This window comes from Achromobacter sp. ACM05 (genome assembly GCF_019218915.1).
GTDB classification, from domain to species: Bacteria; Pseudomonadota; Gammaproteobacteria; order Burkholderiales; family Burkholderiaceae_B; genus Achromobacter; species Achromobacter animicus.
Genome location: NZ_JAHUWQ010000002.1, coordinates 1423012 through 1439948, shown reverse-complemented (window position 1 = coordinate 1439948; position 16937 = coordinate 1423012). Strand labels below are relative to the sequence as shown.

Annotated in this window: 17 protein-coding genes; all 17 read left to right on the top strand. The window is 65.5% G+C overall.

The genetic code is table 11. The features are described 5' to 3' along the window. The first annotated feature begins 59 nt into the window (after nt 1–59). The 17 genes from KW836_RS17480 to trbJ all read left to right on the top strand — a co-directional run bounded on the left by KW836_RS17480 (nt 60) and on the right by trbJ (nt 16928). Nucleotides 60–701: an SDR family oxidoreductase gene (locus tag KW836_RS17480; RefSeq protein ID WP_058907033.1), complete on the top strand. Its 642-nt coding sequence runs from the start codon at nt 60–62 to the stop codon at nt 699–701. Between the two features lie 68 nt (nt 702–769). Further along, nucleotides 770–1888 (top strand): alpha/beta hydrolase, encoded by a 1119-nt coding sequence (locus tag KW836_RS17475; protein ID WP_110140705.1) that lies wholly within the window; start codon nt 770–772, stop codon nt 1886–1888. A 20-nt stretch (nt 1889–1908) separates the two neighbouring features. After that, on the top strand, nt 1909–2958 hold the full coding sequence (locus KW836_RS17470) for an NAD(P)-dependent alcohol dehydrogenase (RefSeq protein WP_110140703.1): 1050 nt from the start codon (nt 1909–1911) through the stop codon (nt 2956–2958). A 16-nt stretch (nt 2959–2974) separates the two neighbouring features. After that, the gene (locus KW836_RS17465) at nt 2975–3742 is read left to right on the top strand and encodes an SDR family NAD(P)-dependent oxidoreductase (protein WP_110140701.1); all 768 of its coding nucleotides are present in this window, start codon (nt 2975–2977) and stop codon (nt 3740–3742) included. A 55-nt stretch (nt 3743–3797) separates the two neighbouring features. Then, a complete protein-coding gene (locus tag KW836_RS17460; RefSeq protein WP_058907031.1) occupies nt 3798–4541 on the top strand; it encodes an SDR family oxidoreductase in 744 nt (247 codons plus the stop codon). Between the two features lie 115 nt (nt 4542–4656). After that, a complete protein-coding gene (locus KW836_RS17455) occupies nt 4657–5646 on the top strand; it encodes an SMP-30/gluconolactonase/LRE family protein (protein WP_197567581.1) in 990 nt (329 codons plus the stop codon). 178 nt (nt 5647–5824) lie between these two features. Further along, nucleotides 5825–6580, top strand: a complete 756-nt coding sequence (locus KW836_RS17450) for an SDR family NAD(P)-dependent oxidoreductase (protein ID WP_058907029.1) — start codon at nt 5825–5827, stop codon at nt 6578–6580. 49 nt (nt 6581–6629) lie between these two features. Then, the gene (locus KW836_RS17445) at nt 6630–7766 is read left to right on the top strand and encodes an MBL fold metallo-hydrolase (RefSeq protein ID WP_110140699.1); all 1137 of its coding nucleotides are present in this window, start codon (nt 6630–6632) and stop codon (nt 7764–7766) included. Nucleotides 7767–8080: 314 nt separating this feature from the next. After that, on the top strand, nt 8081–9025 hold the full coding sequence (locus KW836_RS17440; RefSeq protein WP_058907027.1) for a LysR family transcriptional regulator: 945 nt from the start codon (nt 8081–8083) through the stop codon (nt 9023–9025). Further along, complete coding sequence (locus KW836_RS17435; RefSeq protein ID WP_058907026.1) at nt 9022–9300, top strand: EexN family lipoprotein; 279 nt, start codon at nt 9022–9024, stop codon at nt 9298–9300. Before KW836_RS17440 ends, KW836_RS17435 begins: the two co-directional genes overlap by 4 nt. Before the next feature lie 235 nt (nt 9301–9535). Beyond that, nucleotides 9536–11545, top strand: a complete 2010-nt coding sequence (locus tag KW836_RS17430) for a conjugal transfer protein TraG (protein WP_110140697.1) — start codon at nt 9536–9538, stop codon at nt 11543–11545. Further along, a complete protein-coding gene (locus tag KW836_RS17425; RefSeq protein ID WP_003111089.1) occupies nt 11542–12006 on the top strand; it encodes a ribbon-helix-helix protein, CopG family in 465 nt (154 codons plus the stop codon). Before KW836_RS17430 ends, KW836_RS17425 begins: the two co-directional genes overlap by 4 nt. Beyond that, the gene (gene trbB, locus KW836_RS17420; protein WP_110140695.1) at nt 12003–13067 is read left to right on the top strand and encodes a P-type conjugative transfer ATPase TrbB; all 1065 of its coding nucleotides are present in this window, start codon (nt 12003–12005) and stop codon (nt 13065–13067) included. Before KW836_RS17425 ends, trbB begins: the two co-directional genes overlap by 4 nt. Further along, the gene (locus tag KW836_RS17415) at nt 13064–13447 is read left to right on the top strand and encodes a TrbC/VirB2 family protein (RefSeq protein WP_023087424.1); all 384 of its coding nucleotides are present in this window, start codon (nt 13064–13066) and stop codon (nt 13445–13447) included. The genes trbB and KW836_RS17415 overlap by 4 nt, the downstream gene beginning before the upstream one ends. Continuing rightward, entirely contained in the window at nt 13444–13716 is a 273-nt protein-coding gene (locus tag KW836_RS17410; protein WP_003103993.1) for a VirB3 family type IV secretion system protein, read from the top strand. Before KW836_RS17415 ends, KW836_RS17410 begins: the two co-directional genes overlap by 4 nt. A 15-nt stretch (nt 13717–13731) precedes the next feature. Then, on the top strand, nt 13732–16176 hold the full coding sequence (trbE, locus tag KW836_RS17405) for a conjugal transfer protein TrbE (protein ID WP_110140693.1): 2445 nt from the start codon (nt 13732–13734) through the stop codon (nt 16174–16176). An 11-nt stretch (nt 16177–16187) separates the two neighbouring features. Next, on the top strand, nt 16188–16928 hold the full coding sequence (trbJ, locus tag KW836_RS17400) for a P-type conjugative transfer protein TrbJ (RefSeq protein ID WP_058907022.1): 741 nt from the start codon (nt 16188–16190) through the stop codon (nt 16926–16928). Nucleotides 16929–16937 lie beyond the last annotated feature (9 nt).

The following is a 16937-nucleotide window of genomic DNA, read 5'->3' as shown; positions in this document are numbered from 1 at the left end:
GCGATGCCGGAAGCTCTCGTGCGGGTGAACCAGCGAACGCAACACAGGCAAATTCAACAATGAAGAACGTGATTCTGATCGGCGCCAATGGCAGTACGTCGAAAGAGATCATCCCCCGTCTGCTCGAACAGGACGACGTGAAGCTGACCCTGTTCCTGCGCCGCGCCAGCCGCATGCAGAACCTGCAGAGCGATCGTGTCGATGTCGTGGAAGGCGATGCAAGCAGCCTCGCAGACCTGACGCGCGCGATCCGCGGACAAGAGACCGTCATCAGCACCATGGGCGGCATGGACCTGGACGCCAAGACCGCGAACATTGCCCGCGCCATGAAGGAAGTCGGCGCGCGCCACATCGTCGTCATCAGCGCCGGTGGCATCTATGACGAACTGCCCGCGGCCTTCAATGCCTGGGACAAGGGCATGGTCGGCCAGTACCGCCCCATCAACCTGAAAGCAGCAGAAGTCGCCGAGCAGTCGGGTCTGACCTATACCGTCCTGCGCCCGGTGTGGCTGACCGACAAGCCCACCGAGGAAATTCAGTTGACCCGCAAAGGCGAGACCTTCAAGGGCACGGAAACCTCCCGCGCGAGCATCGGCCGCTTCGTGGCCGACCTCGTGAAGGACCCGCAGCGCTACGCCAACCAGAACCTGGGCATCAGCCAGCCCAACACCGACGGCAACAGGCCGGCAGCGTACCTCTAACCCCCATCTGTGAGAGCGAACAGAACCGGCCTTCCGGCCCAATCATCAACCACGCAAAGGAGAAAGTCATGAGCGAAGCGACCCTGAACATCACGAACATCAAGCGGCGGACGGCCCTCAAGGGCTTCGTCCAAGGCTCGATCCTTGCCGGTCTGGCCGCGGCCATCGGCAGCCAGGCCGCGCTGGCGCAAACGCCCCCAGCCACGGTCGAGGTCGGCGGCCTGCGGCTGACACAGGAATGGGACAAGGTATTTCCCAAGAGTGAGAAGGTCGATCACCAGAAGGTCACCTTCAAGAACCGCTACGGCATCACCCTCGCGGCCGACCTGTACCTGCCGAAGAACCGCACGAACCAGCGGCTCGCAGCGCTCGTGGTCGGCGGCCCGTTCGGCGCGGTGAAGGAACAGTCATCGGGCCTGTATGCGCAAATCATGGCCGAGCGGGGTTTCGCCACGCTGGCCTTCGATGGCTCCTATACCGGAGAGAGCGGCGGCGAGCCGCGCAACGTCGCGTCGCCGGACATCAACACCGAGGACTTCATGGCGGCGGTGGACTTCATCGGCCTGCAACCCTACGTCGATCGTGAGCGCATCGGTGTCATCGGCATCTGCGGCTGGGGCGGCTTCGCACTGAACGCCGTGGCGGCCGACAAGCGCGTCAAGGCCGTGGTCGCCAGCACCATGTACGACATGACCCGCGTCATGTCCAAGGGCTACAACGACAGCGTGACCCCCGAGCAACGCGCGCAGACGCTGGAGCAACTGAGCCGGCAGCGCTGGGAAGACGCCGCGAACGGCAAGCCTGCTTACCAGCCTGCCTACAACACCCCGCCGAAGGGTGGCGAGGCGGAGTTCATGGTCGATTACCACGACTACTACGGGACGCCGCGCGGCTACCACCCGCGGGCGGTCAATTCCGGCAACGCCTGGACGATCACCACGCCGATGTCGTTCATGAACATGCCGATCCTGACGTACATCAAGGAGATTTCGCCGCGACCGATCCTGTTCGTCCACGGCGAGAAGGCCCATTCGCTCTATTTCGCGCAGACCGCCTATGCGGCTGCCGCACAGCCCAAGGAACTCGTGATCGTCAAGGGCGCCAACCACGTCGATCTGTACGACAAGGTGGACAAGATTCCCTTCGACAAGATCACCGAGTTCTTCACCAAGTACCTGAAGGGCTGACCCACTTGAAGGAAACGCACATGACAGTCAAGGCTTACGGCGCCTATGCCGGCGACAAGCCCCTCGAACCCCTGGAGATCACCCGCCGCGCGGTGGGCGCGCACGACGTGCGGATCGACATCGCCTACTGCGGCGTGTGCCATTCGGATCTGCACCAGGTGCGCGCCGAATGGGCGGGCACGCAGTTCCCGTGCGTGCCCGGTCACGAGATCGTCGGCCGCGTGGCCGCGGTCGGCGAGCACGTGAGCGGATTCAAGCCGGGTGATCTGGTCGGCATCGGCTGCATCGTCGATAGCTGCAAGCAATGCGCCGACTGCGACGAAGGGCTGGAGAACTACTGCGACGGCATGGTCGGCACCTACAACGGCCCCACGCCCGACGCGCCGGGCCACACGCTGGGCGGCTACTCCCAGCAGATCGTCGTGCATGAGCGCTACGTGCTGCGCATCCGCCATCCCGAGGAACAACTGGCCGCCGTGGCGCCGCTGCTGTGCGCCGGCATCACGACGTACTCGCCGCTGCGCCACTGGAAAGCGGGGCCGGGCAAGAAGGTCGGCATCGTCGGTATCGGCGGGCTGGGTCACATGGGCATCAAGCTCGCACACGCCATGGGCGCGCACGTGGTGGCCTTCACCACCTCTGAATCCAAGCGCGGCGCGGCCAAGGCCCTGGGCGCCGACGAAGTGGTGGTGTCGCGCAATGCCGAGGAAATGGCGGCCCACGCCAAGAGCTTCGATCTGATCGTCAACACCGTGGCGGCGCCGCACGACCTCGATCCGTTCCTGGCCCTGCTCAAGCGCGATGGCACCCTGACGCTGGTCGGCGCGCCGGCCTCGCCGCACCCGTCGCCCGAGGTGTTCAGCCTGATCTTCAAGCGCCGCGCGATCGCCGGCTCGATGATCGGCGGCATCCCCGAGACCCAGGAGATGCTCGACTTCTGCGCCGAGCACGGGATCGTCTCGGATATCGAAATGATCCGCGCCGACCAGATCAACGACGCCTACGAGCGCCTGCTCAAGGGCGACGTGAAGTACCGCTTCGTAATCGACAACGCTTCGCTGGCGGCCTGACCTCAAGGAGACATTCATGAACATCACCTACGACTTCACCGGGCAGGTTGCCCTGGTCACTGGCGCCGGCTCCGGCATGGGGCTGGACACCGCCCGCGCATTTGCCAAGGCCGGCGCAGCGGTCACGCTGGCGGGCCGTGAAGAGGCGCCGTTGCAGAAGGCGATGGACGAGATCACCGCCGCCGGCGGCAAGGCGATCGCGGTGGTGTGCGATGTCGTTGACGAGGACCAGGTGGCGGCCATGGTGGAGCGCACGGTTGCGACGTTCGGCCGTCTGGATGCCGCCTTCAACAACGCGGGCATCCAGGTTCCCGCCTCCGAAATCGCCGACCAGTCCGCCGAGGACTATGACCTCATCAGCGCCATCAACCAGCGCGGTGTGTGGGCGTGCATGAAGCACGAGCTGAAGCAGATGCGCCAGCAAGGCAGCGGCGCGATCGTCAACTGCTCGTCCATCGGCGGTCTCACCGGCCGCGCGCTGATGGCGGCGTATCACGGCACCAAGCACGGCGTGATCGGCCTGACCAAGAGCGCGGCGCTCGAATACGCCACGCGCGGCGTGCGGGTCAATGCCGTGTGCCCCGGCACGATCGACACCCCGATGGTCTCGTCCATGCTGGACAGCGGGATGCTGTCGATAGACGACCTGCTGCGCGACTTGCCGATGAAGCGCCTGGGACGCGGCGAGGAAATCGCCGACGCAGTGCTCTGGCTGTGCAGCTCGGGATCGAGCTTCGTGACCGGCCAGGCCCTGGCCGTGGACGGCGGATTCACCGTGTACTGATCACCACCCCGGCAGGCACTGCCGGCCACATAGAGAAAGAGAAAGGCATAACAACATGATCAAAGACAAAGTCGTCATCATCACCGGCGCATCCGCCGGCATCGGCGAGGCAACGGCCAAGCTGCTCGCAAGCAAGGGCGCGAAGGTCGTGCTCGGTGCGCGCCGCGAAGACCACCTCAAGCGCATCACTGACGAGATCAAGCAGAACGGCGGCCAGGCGATCTACCAGGTGCTGGACGTCACCAAGCAGGAAGACAACGACAACATCGTCAAGCTGGCCAAGGACACATTCGGCCGCGTGGATGTCATTTTCCTGAACGCCGGGCTGATGCCGAATGCGCCGCTATCCGCGCTGAAGACCGCCGAGTGGCACCAGATGGTCGATGTCAACATCAAGGGCGTGCTCAATGGAGTGGCCGCAGTGCTGCCGTCGTTCGTCGCGCAGAAGTCCGGCCATGTGATCGCCGTGTCTTCGGTCGCCGGTCTCAAGGCCTATCCGGGCGGCGCCGTCTATGGCGGCACGAAATGGTTCGTGCGTGACTTCATGGAAGTCCTGCGCATGGAATCGGCCATGGAAGGCACCAACATCCGCACCGCCACGCTGTACCCGGCCGCCATTAACACCGAACTGCTGAGCACGTTCAGCGACAAGGAATCACTCGACCAGATGAAGGGCATCTACGACAAGTACGGCATTTCGCCGGATCGGATCGCCGATGTCGTCGCCTTCGCCATCGACCTGCCCGAGGACACGACGGTCAACGAGTTCACGGTCGGCCCCTCGAATCAACCTTGGTAAAGGCCGATCCATGACCCCAGCATCCATTCGCGAAGCAGGCCGCCAGCACGGCGGCCCGCCCGGCGCGGACGCGAGAGCAAGGGCACGAACAGCCCTTGTCGCCACCTGCCTCGCTATGGGCCTGGGTCTCGTGCCGGGCGCGTCGGCACAGCAGAGCAGCGTCGCCGGACTGGCCTACGACGCCCAGACGCGCAGCGTGGTGCCGATCCCTGCGTCCGAGCGTGCCTTGCAGACTGCCGTGGCCGAACCCTGGTTCAAGGTGTCCGACGAGGGACGAATCCTCGAAGGGGCGATCTTCGACCGCAGCGGCAATCTGCTGTTCTGCGACGTGAGCGGGCGCCGCGTGCTGCGCCTGACGCCGGACAAGCAGTTGTCCACCCTCGTCACGCTGGACGCGCTCTCGCTGGGCGGCTTGTCCTTCCACCCGGACGGACGCCTGTTCATCGCGGCGCTGGACATCCCGAACAGCCGCGGCGCGATCTTCGCGGTGAACCCGGACGGCTCGGGCCTGCAGGCGATCGTGCCGCCCGTGGCCGGGTACATGCCCAATGATCTCGTGTTCGATGCGCGTGGCGGCTTCTACTTCACCGACTTCAAGGGCAACGCGACCGAACCCAGGGGCGGCGTGTACTACGCGGCACCGGATCTGACCATCAAGCCCGTGCTGCCTCATCTCGCGATGGCCAACGGCCTGGCGCTCGCCCCCGATGGCAAGACGCTGTGGGCCACCGAGTTCGGCCGCAACCTGCTGCACCGCATCGAGCTGGCCGACGCGACCACCATCGCGCCCATCGGCTCGGCGATTGCCTACCACTTTACCGGCCCGGCACCGGACTCGATGCGGGCGGACGCCGACGGCAACGTGTACGTGGCGATCTACGGGCAAGGGCGCGTGCTGGCCTTCAATCGCAACGGCATCCCCATCGGCCAGGTGTTGCTGCCCGGACGCGAGCAAGGCCACAACCTGGCCTCCACCAGCCTCGCCATCCACCCCGGCAGGAACGATCTCTATGCCGTCACCAGCGACATGGATCGCGGACAAGGCGCGACGGTGTTCCACGCCAAGGTGTTCAGCAAGGGGCTGCCACCTGCCTCATCCCAATAACGGTATGCCGCCGCAGGCCACACAGCGCCCGGCGGCCTGATCGGAGGACACACCCATGGATCGTCGAACATTTCTCACCGCAAGCGCCGGGCTGGTTTCAGCCCTGGCCGCGGGTTCGGTGCTGACCACCGCGACCACCTGGGCGCAGACGCCACCGAGTTCTCGAAAGGAGTCCTCCATGTCCAATGCACAACGAGGCGGCAAGGCCCGCGTGTTCGTGACCGGCTCGGCCGATGGGCTCGGCCATGCCACGGCCAAGACCCTGCTGGCCCAAGGCCACGATGTCGTGGTGCATGTCCGCTCCCAGGCCCGGCTGTCGGCCGTGAAGGAGCTGATGGACCAGGGCGCTCTCGCCACCATCGGCGATCTGTCGGACCTTGCGCAAATCCGCGACCTCGCCAAGCAGGTCAATGCCATCGGCCCTATGGATGCGGTCGTCCACAACGCTGGCGTCCTCTCCGGCTCGCAGGTCCTGGTCGTCAACGTCGTCGCGCCCTACCTGCTCACGGCGCTGATCCAGCGACCCAAGCGCCTGATCTACCTGAGCAGCAGCATGCACCGGGGCGGACGCGCCAGCCTGGCGGGCATGGACTGGACCGGCCGCACGTCCACTGGCAGCTACTCCGACAGCAAGCTGTTTGTCACCACGCTGGCCGCGGCCGTGGCGCGGCGCTGGCCCGACGCGCTGAGCAATGCCGTCGATCCGGGCTGGGTGCCGACCAAGATGGGCGGCCCGAGCGCACCCGACGACCTGCGGCTGGGGCATGTCACCCAGGAATGGCTCGCCACCAGCAACGATGCCGAGGCCCTGACCAGCGGCGGCTACTGGCATCACCAGCGGCGCGAGCAAGCCCATGCCGCCGTCAACGACACCCGGTTCCAGGATCTGCTGCTGGCCGAACTCGCGCGTGCCACCGGCACGACGCTGGCGTGATGGAAACCAAGGAATCCCCCGCATGAAAAGATTCTGGAGACGTTTCCTCATGGCACTCGTCGGCATCGCCATCCTCGGCGTGGTGGGCGTCATCGCCTATTTGCAGCAACCCGTGTTCGGGGAGCTGCCCAGCGGCGATCGGCTGGCACGCATCGAGCGCTCGCCCAACCACGCGGGCGGCGTGTTCCACAACCAGATCGACACGCCCATGAAGACCACCGACGAGTCGGAGTTGTCGATGTGGATGGGAACCCTCTTCGGCGAGAAGAGCCAGACCCGGCCGCCCGGCGCCGTGCCCGCCGTCAAGATCGACCTCAAGGCGCTCGACCCATCGCACGACCTGGTGGTCTGGCTGGGCCATTCCTCATACTTCGTGCAACTGGGCGGGCAGCGCGTGCTGATCGACCCGGTCTTCAGCGTTAATGCCGCGCCCATCCCCGGGGCGAACAAGGCGTTCGAGGGCACCAGCATCTATGGGGCCGACGACATGCCCGAGATCGATGCGCTGCTGATCAGCCACGACCACTACGACCACCTGGACTACCCCAGCATCCAGGCCCTCAAGCCCAAGGTCCGGCAGGTGATCGTGGGGTTGGGCGTGGGAGCGCATTTCGAGCGCTGGGGCTATGACATGGGCCGCGTGCGCGAGGCCGACTGGAACGAGGTCGTCGCGCTCACGCCGCAGGTACAGGTCCACGTCACCCCGGCCCGGCACTACTCGGGGCGCACCTTCACCCGCGACCAGTCGCTATGGGTCGGCTTCGCGCTCGTTTCCCCCGAGCGCCGCTTTTTCTTCAGCGGTGACTCGGGCTACGGGCCGCATTTCTCCGAGATCGGCCAGCGGCTCGGCCCGTTCGACCTGGTGGCGCTGGACGCCGGCCAGTACGACCCGCGCTGGGCGAACGTCCACATGAACCCGGAGCAGGTCCCCCAGGCGGCCGAGGACCTGCGCGCCCGTGTGCTGCTGCAGGCGCACGTGGGCCGCTTTTCCATCGCTCCCCATGACTGGGATGACCCGTTCAAGCGCCTCGCGGCCGCCAGCCAGGGCCATTCCTATGCGCTATGGACGCCGGAGATCGGACAACCCGTGTACCTGGACGGCCGTGTGCAGTCGTTCACGGCTTGGTGGGAGAGCGGCGCAGCGAACAAGCAGCCCCAGCTTGCGGCCGAGGTCAAAAAGGAATAGCGCGGCCAGAACAGTCCCCTGTAGCACGCCTATTTGCAGCGTCTGGTGGCGACATCACGGGGCTTGGGGGGATTGTTCCTTCGATTAATTATCCTGACTTATATGCCTATTAAGGATTCATTATCTAGTAGCTGCCGTCGTTCTTCATCAAACTATCGAGAGCGAATAGGAAAAAGGAAAGCATCCGCGTTTGCAGCTTCAGTCTGCTGTTGTCCGAGCGCGCAGGGGCTTTCAGCGCCCCCCGGACTGCTTAGGAATGGCAATCACCATCGGCCTAACGGGTTTGAGGTGGTATCACTCTAGGAGATAGCTGGGTGGAACTTCGTCATCTACGTTGTTTTCTGGCGGTAGCCGAAGAACTCCATTTTGCTCGTGCCGCCGAGCGACTGCACATCGAGCAGTCGCCACTCTCGCGGACTATCAAAGAGCTTGAAGAAGAATTGGGCGCGGTGTTGTTCGCCCGCACTACGCGCAGCACAAGGCTAACCCGTGCTGGCAAACTGTTCTTGGAGCACGTGCGCCGCGTATTTTCTGCCTTGGAGCAAGCTCGGGACAGCGTGAAGGCCGCAGCGAATGGTTTTCACGGCCAGTTGCGCGTCGCTCTTTCGGATGGCATTACCCCGTCGCGCTTGCCTGCATTGCTCGCGCTTTGCCGCCAGGAAGAACCAGAAGTTGAACTGCGGTTCTTCGAGGTGCCGTTGTCGCAGCAGATCAAAGGATTGCATGACGACCTGTACGACGTGGGATTTGCGCAGTCCGATGAAGTGGGCGATGGCATCGCCACCATACCTGCCTGGAGAGACACGCTCATCGTGACGGTGCCAGCGCGGCATCCGCTGCTGGCACACAAGCGCATCCCTTTGGAGGAACTGCTGCGCTATCCGCTGGTTCTATGCGATCCACAAGTAGGCGAAGGCCATGCCAAATTCGTCGATCGGGTGCTGCGCCGAGCTGACATTGAGCCGCTGGTCGCAGAGCGTGTCGCTTCATGCGACCTGATGATGGCCTTGGTATCGGCCGGCCTCGCGCTTGGGTTTACGGGCGCCGCGCGCATTGCCGCCAACCCCGACTCTGGCGTGGTGGCCCGACCGCTGGCGTTGCGCGTTCCGCCGCTGACAACCTACCTGCTGTATCCCGAAGGCGAGCCGTCCGATGTGCTGGCGCGGTTCATTGAACGTGTGCAGGCCATCGAATTACCGGAACCCCCAAGGCCCAAGTCGGGCCATCATTTCGACTCACTGGAGGAGCCTTCGCCATGAAGAAGATCATCCCGTTCTTGTTGGTGGCCGTGTTGACTGCGTGCGGCCAGTCGGAAGCGCCTCAAGAGGCCAACACTTCCGAAGCGAATGTCCCCACGGTGGAAGAACTGGCGGCCAATCCCGAACGGCTCAAAGAGCTGCGCCAGCAATGCAAGACCGACCGCCCGAAGCTGGGCGACGTGCTGTGCAACCGGGTGGCCGAGGCCACGCGCAAGCGGTTCTATGGCGACGGCGAAACGCCGTACACACCACCGAAGGAACCGCCTAAGTTCTGATCGTTGGCGGTTCGCCGAATCGCCTTAATTTTTTGCTCGATACGCCGCAATGCGCCCGCGCTTGCGGCGTTATTCTTTGGTTCGCCGTCGCACTCATTCTGTCTTTTTGCTCGACCTTTCTGCTGAAAACGGTCTTTGACCGGCACTGACCCGGCACCGATCCTGACGCCTGCGGCACGCCTTTGTGCCGCTCTTTCCATGAGGAATCAGCGCAGGAGAAATCGGAGGTCAGGTCATGCAAGGGACGAACGTGCTGTTTGGTCAGATCGCCGTGGTATTCGGCATCGTGATCGCCGGCGTGTGGGGTGCCACACAATGGACAGCAGCGGCCCTTGGCTATCAAGTACGCCTTGGCTCGCCCTGGTTCGACTTCCTTGGCACGTCGATCTACCACCCCTGGAAACTGTTTGAGTGGTGGTTCTTCTTCGGCGCCTATGCGCCGGAAGTATTCGACACCGGCGGCGCCATCGCCGGCGCCAGCGGCATGGTCGCCGTGGGCGTTGCCATCGCCATGTCGGTCTGGCGCTCGCGCCAAGCGCGCCTCGTCACCACTTACGGCTCTGCGCGCTGGGCTAACGCGCAGGACATTCGCAAGGCGGGCCTCACGCAACCAGCCGGCGTGTTCCTCGGCCAGCACGACCGCCAGTACCTGCGGCATGAAGGCCCGGAGCACGTCCTGACCTTCGCGCCTACGCGCTCGGGCAAGGGCGTGGGCCTCGTGGTGCCGACGCTGCTGTCCTGGCCGGCTTCGGCCGTCATTCACGACATCAAGGGCGAAAACTGGCAGATCACCGCAGGCTGGCGCTCGCGCTTCTCGCATTGCCTGCTGTTCAACCCGACTGATGCGAAGTCGGCGGCTTACAACCCGCTGCTGGAGGTTCGACGCGGCGCGCATGAAGTGCGCGACGTGCAGAACATCGCGGACATTCTTGTCGATCCCGAAGGTGCACTGGAGAAGCGCAATCACTGGGAGAAGACCAGCCACGCGCTGCTGGTCGGGGCCATCCTGCATGTGCTCTACGCGGGCGAAGACAAGACGCTGCGCGGCGTCGCCAACTTCCTCTCCGATCCGGCCAGCCCCTTCGAGCTGACCTTGCACCGGATGATGACCACGCCCCACCTGGGCGATGGCCCGCATCCTGTCGTCGCTTCGGCGGCGCGCGAAGTGCTCAACAAATCGGATAACGAGCGTTCCGGCGTGTTGAGCACCGCCATGTCGTTCCTCGGCCTGTACCGCGACCCGACGGTAGCCGAAGTCACCTCGCGCTGCGACTGGCGCATCGCTGACCTGATCGCGGCCGAGCATCCGGTATCGCTGTATCTGGTGGTGCCGCCTTCGGACATATCGCGGACGAAGCCGCTCATTCGTCTGATCCTCAACCAGATCGGGCGGCGCCTCACTGAATCGCTCGATGGTTCCGATGGCATCACGCGCCGCCACAAGCTGCTACTGATGCTCGACGAGTTCCCGGCGCTGGGGCGCCTGGACTTCTTCGAGACAGCGCTGGCCTTCATGGCGGGCTACGGCATCCGCAGCTTCCTCATCGCGCAGTCGCTCAACCAGATCGACAAGGCGTATGGGCAAAACCACTCCATCCTCGACAACTGCCATGTGCGCGTGACGTTCGCCACGAACGACGAGCGCACCGCCAAACGGATCTCCGAGACGCTGGGCACGGCCACCGAGCTGCGCGCCCAGCGCAACTACGCGGGCCACCGGCTCGCGCCGTGGCTGGGCCACCTGATGGTGTCGCGCCAGGAAACCGCGCGCCCGCTGCTGACGCCGGGCGAAGTCATGCAGCTTCCGCCTGACGAGGCCGTGGTGATGGTGTCCAGCGTGGCGCCGATCAAAGCGAAGAAGCTGCGCTACTACGCGGACGCCAATTTCAAGCGTCGTGTGCTGCCACCGCCCACGTTGGCGGATGGGCAGTACGCCGATGCGCCGCCGTCGCGGCCCGACGACTGGAGCGGGCTGGCGATTCCGTCCGTGCCCGCTGCACTGGCCGCCGCGTCCGCCGATGGCCTGGAGAACTTGGGTTCGGCCGACGGCGGCGGCCCGCGCCGTCAGCCCGAACTCTCCGAAACCGTCGCCTACGACCCCGAGCTAGCCGCTCCCGCGGCCGACCTTGGGCTGCTCGATGACGACGACGACCTGCCGCTTCCCCTTCCTCGCCAGCTCGATCCAGCCATGCAGCGCACGGCCCGGCTGGCTTCCCTCGACCCCAACGACGGAATCGAGCTATGAGCCACTACCGCCTCAACCTGTTCATCCAGCCGGAGCACGCCAAGCGGCTCGATGAGCTGGCCGCCAAGAAAGGCGTGTCCAAGTCGTCCATCGTCGCGGCGGCGCTCGCATCGTGGCTGTCGCCCGATGCCGCCGACCAGCGCGAGGCGGCCATTGCCAAGCGGCTTGATCGCCTCTCGCGCCAGGCCGAGCGCATGGAGCGCGACCAGAACATCGCCATCGAAACGCTGGCGCTGTTCATCCGCTACTACCTGACCGTGAGCACGCCGGTTCCCGAGGCGCACCAAGACGCGGCACGCGCGCAGGGCAAAGCGCGCTTCGAGCAGTTCACCGAGCAGCTTGGCCGCCACCTGCTGCGGGGCCGCAGCCTGGTGCGCGACGTGGTGGAGGAACTGCATCCCGACCCGATGCGGATGGAAGACGCGGCGGCAGCCGCGCAAGCGCAGGAGCGTGCGTCATGAGCGCCGTTCCGCAGTCCATGAGTGCCACGTCGCTCGACCGCCGCATCCAGATGCTGCGCACGGCGATGGGGCCGCTGATCGCCGCCGCGCTCGAAGACCCGGACGTGGTGGAGCTGATGCTGAATCCTGATCGCACCCTCTGGGTGGATCGGCTTTCCAGTGGACGCGCGCCGATGGGCGTGGAACTGCCCGAGGCGGACGGCGAGCGAATCATCCGCCTGGTCGCGGCCCACGTTGGCGCAGAAGTCCATCGCGGCCAGCCGCTGCTTTCCGCCGAGTTGCCCGAAACGGGCGAACGCTTTGAGGGCATCTTGCCGCCGGCAGCGCCAGGGCCGGCCTTCGCGCTGCGCAAGCGCGCCATCGGCGTGATTCCGCTGGAGCGGTACGTCATCGACGGGATGATGACCAGCGCGCAAGCGGGCTTTCTCGTTCGCGCCGTGCGCGAGCGGCAGAACGTGCTGATCGCAGGCGCCACCAGCAGCGGCAAGACCACGCTCGCCAATGCTTTGCTCGCCGAAATCGCCGCCACCGGCGACCGCGTGCTGGTGCTCGAAGACACGGTGGAGCTGCAATGCGCGGCCCGCGACCACGTTCCCCTGCGCACCCGCGCAGGCGTGGTGTCGATGACCGAGCTGGTTCGCTCGTCCATGCGCCTGCGGCCTGATCGCGTCGTCGTTGGCGAAGTGCGCGGCGCCGAGGCACTGGATCTCATCAAGGTGTGGGGCACAGGCCACCCCGGCGGCATCGCCACGATCCATGCCGGCTCCGCGCTCGGCGCGCTGCTGCGCCTGGAGCAACTGATTCTCGAAGTGGCGGTGAATCCGCCCCGTGCGCTGATCGCCGAAGCGGTCAACGTGGTGATCCACATCGCCGGACGCGGGCGCAAGCGCCGCATCGAGAGCATCGCCCGCGTCGTCGGCTTCGACGGCGTGGGCTACCGATTGGCGGATTGGGGTGCGGACGCGCTGGACGCGCCGTTTCCCGAGTTGTCGCCAAACCCCGATGCCGCACCCGCTGCGGCGACTTCCCCATCCCTTGACTCACTTGGAGAACTGCCATGACGCAGATGATCGTTCCTGCTTTCCGTTTTTCTGCAAATCCGGCTTTGCGTCTTGCGCGGCTGCGCTGCCTGGCCCGTCCTGCGGGGCAAGGGCTGCTGCTGGCCGCGCTGCTGTTGTTCCTGGCCGGAACCGCGCAGGCCGCCGGTTCCTCGATGCCGTGGGAAGGCCCGCTGCAATCCATCCTCGAATCCATCCAGGGGCCGGTGGCGCGCATCGTCGCGGTCATCATCATCATCGCCACGGGCCTCGCGCTCGCGTTCGGCGACACGTCCGGCGGCTTCCGCAAGCTGATCCAGATCGTCTTCGGTCTGTCCATCGCGTTCGCCGCTTCGAGCTTCTTCCTGTCGTTCTTCAGCTTCTCCGGCGGGGCGGTCGTATGAGTGCCCCGGACACCTTCGCGGACGGCTTCGAGGTGCCGCTGCATCGCTCGCTGACCGAGCCGATTCTGCTGGGCGGTGCGCCGCGCACCGTGGCGATCGCCAACGGCACGCTGGCTGCCGCGGTCGGCCTGGGCCTGCAACTGTGGATTCCCGGCGTGGTGCTCTGGATCGTCGGCCATTCGCTGGCGGTGTGGGGTGCGCGCGTCGATCCGCAGTTCATGCAGGTCTTTGCGCGGCACATCAAGCACCGCCCGCTGCTGGACGTGTGAGGGGAGGACGCCGCGATGCTGAACCTCGCCGAATACCGCCAGCGCCCGGCCTTGCTTGCTGACTGGCTGCCCTGGGCCGGACTGGTCGCACCGGGCGTCGTCTTGAACAAGGACGGCAGTTTCCAGCGCACGGCTCGGTTTCGCGGGCCTGACCTCGACAGCGCGACGCAAGGCGAACTGATCGCCACGTCGGCGCGCTTGAACAACGCCCTGCGCCGCATGGGATCGGGCTGGGCGCTGTTCATCGAAGCCGAGCGCCGGGCCGCTGCCGACTATCCGCGCTCGGAGTTTCCCGAACCGCTTTCGTGGCTGGTGGAGGAAGAACGCCGGGCCGCCTTCGAGGAATCGGGCCATCACTTCGAGAGCGGCTATCACCTGACGCTGCTTTACCTGCCGCCGGAAGAATCCCGCGCCCGCGCAGCCAGGATGCTCTACGAGAACACGCCCACGAATGGCGTGGACTGGCGCGAGCGGCTGCAAGCCTTCGTCGCGGAAACGGATCGCGTCTTTGACCTGCTCGACGGCGTGATGCCGGAAATTGACTGGCTCGATGACGCGCAGACGCTGACCTACCTGCACGCGACCATCTCGACGCGGCGCTATCGCGTGGGCGTGCCCGAGGTGCCGTTCCACATCGACGCGCTGCTGACCGACTCCGTGCTGGTCGGTGGCTTGGCACCCATGCTGGGCGACCAGCACCTGCGCGTGGTGTCGGTGCGGGGCTTCCCGACCTCGACCTGGCCGGGGATTCTGGACGACCTCAACCGCCTCGGATTTGCCTATCGCTGGTCAACCCGGTTCCTGTGCCTCGACAAATCCGAGGCGGAGAAAGAACTTTCCCGCCTGCGCCGCCAGTGGTTTGCGAAAAGGAAGAACGTCATCGCGCTGCTGCGCGAAACGATCTTCCAGCAGGAAAGCCCGCTGGTGGACACCGACGCCAACAACAAGGCGGCCGACGCCGACGCTGCCTTGCAGGAGCTGGGCAGCGACCAAGTCGCCTTCGGCTACTTGACGGCGACCGTCACCGTCTTGGACACGGACGCCGCCGTGGCGGACGAGAAGCTGCGCATGGTGGAGCGTGTCATCCAGGGCCGGGGCTTCGTGACCATCCCCGAAACGCTCAACGCCGTGGATGCGTGGCTGTCTTCGATCCCCGGCAACGCCTACGCGAACGTGCGCCAGCCCATCGTTTCGACGCTGAACCTGGCGCACATGATGCCGGTGTCGGCGGTGTGGGCCGGGCCAGAGAAGAACGACCACCTCGACGGCCCGCCGCTGATCGTCACACGCACCGATGGCGCCACGCCGTTTCGCCTCGTGACGCACATCGGCGACGTGGGCCATACGCTGGTCGCCGGCCCGACCGGCATGGGCAAGTCGGTCTTGCTCGCCACGCTGGCGATGCAGTTCCGCCGCTATCGCGGCTCGCGCATCTTCGCCTTCGACATGGGCCGCTCCATACGGGCCACCATCCTCGGCCTGGGCGGCGAGCACTACGACCTGGGCACGGATGGCGAAATCGCCTTCCAGCCGCTCGCGCGCATCGACCGCGAGGGCTACCGCACCTGGGCTGCTGAATGGATCGAAGGCCGGTTGCTGCACGAAGGCGTGGCGGTCGGCCCCGACGAGAAAGCATCCATCTGGTCGGCGCTGGGCAGTCTCGCCGGTGCGCCGGTGGAGCAGCGCACGATGACAGGGCTTTCCGTGCTGCTGCAATCGAACACGCTGCGGCAGGCGCTGTCGCCGTATGTGCTGGGTGGCGCCCACGGCAAGCTGCTGGACGCCGACCACGACCGGCTGGGCATGGCCGACGTGCAGTGCTTCGAGATGGAGGAGCTGATGCACAGCAAGGCCGCCGTCATGGCCGTGTTGCATTACCTCTTTGCGCGTTTCGATGAACGCTTCGACGGGGCGCCCACGCTGCTGATCCTCGATGAAGCGTGGCTGTTCCTGGATGACCCGGTGTTTGCCGCGCGTATCCGGCAGTGGCTCAAGACGCTCAGGAAGAAGAACGTCAGCGTCATCTTCGCCACGCAGAGCCTAGCCGACATCAAGGATTCGAGCATCGCGCCCACGATCATCGAGAGCTGCGCGAGCCGGATTTTCTTGCCCAACCCGCAGGCGACCGAGCCGCAGATTCGCACGATCTACGAGGGCTTCGGCCTCAACCGACGGCAGATCGAAATCGTTGCCACCGCGCAGCCCAAGCGCGACTACTACTACCAATCCCGACTCGGAAACCGTCTGTTCGACCTCGACCTGGGGCCGACGGCGCTCGCCTTCGCAGGCGCGTCCACGCCGCAAGACCAGCGCGACATAGACCGCGTGCTGCTGGATGTCGGCGTGCCCGGCTTCGCTGGCGCCTGGCTGCGCCATCGCGGCCTCGATTGGGCGGACGACCTGCTGCTCTCGTTCCCCGGCCTCGCGCCGGCTTCCCTCCGTACCGCCGACCACTCATAGGAGAACCAGCTATGAAGATCCGTGCGCTTTCCATTTCGCTTGCTGCCGCACTGTCGCTGACGATATTGACGCCTTCACCAGCATTGGCCTGGCGCATTGTCTTTGATCCGACCAACTATGTGCAAAACACGCTGACCGCGATCCGCACGCTAGAGCAGATCAACAACCAGATTCGTCAGCTCCAAAACGAAGCGCAAATGCTGATGAACCAGGCGCGCAACCTCGCCAGCCTGCCGTCCAGCGTGGTGAACCAGTTGCGCGCCAACCTGGCGACGACCGAGCGGCTGATCGCCCAGGCCAGAGGCTTGGCCTACGACGTGACGAATCTGGATCGGGAGTTCGCGCGCCTGTATCCCGAGCAGTACGCCGCCACCGTCAGCGGCGACCAGATGGTCCGCGACGCGCAGGAGCGTTGGCGGAACACGCTCAACGGCTTGCAGACCACCATGCAGATGCAGGCGCAGGTGTCGCAGAACCTGGGCGAAGACGAGAGCGTGCTGGCCGATCTCGTTGGCAAGAGCCAGTCGGCCGAAGGTGCGTTGCAGGCCATGCAGGCCATGAACCAGTTGCTGGCCTTGCAGGCCAAGCAGTCGATCCAAGCGCAGCGGCTTCAGATCACGCAAGACCGGGCTGCCTCGCTGGAGCTGGCGCGGCAGGCGGCGGCCACGGAGCGCGCCCGCGAGGTGCGGCGGCGCTTCCTGGGTGACGGCACGCCGTACACACCGCAGTCCGTAAACTTCTACGGCAACTGACGGAGGCCG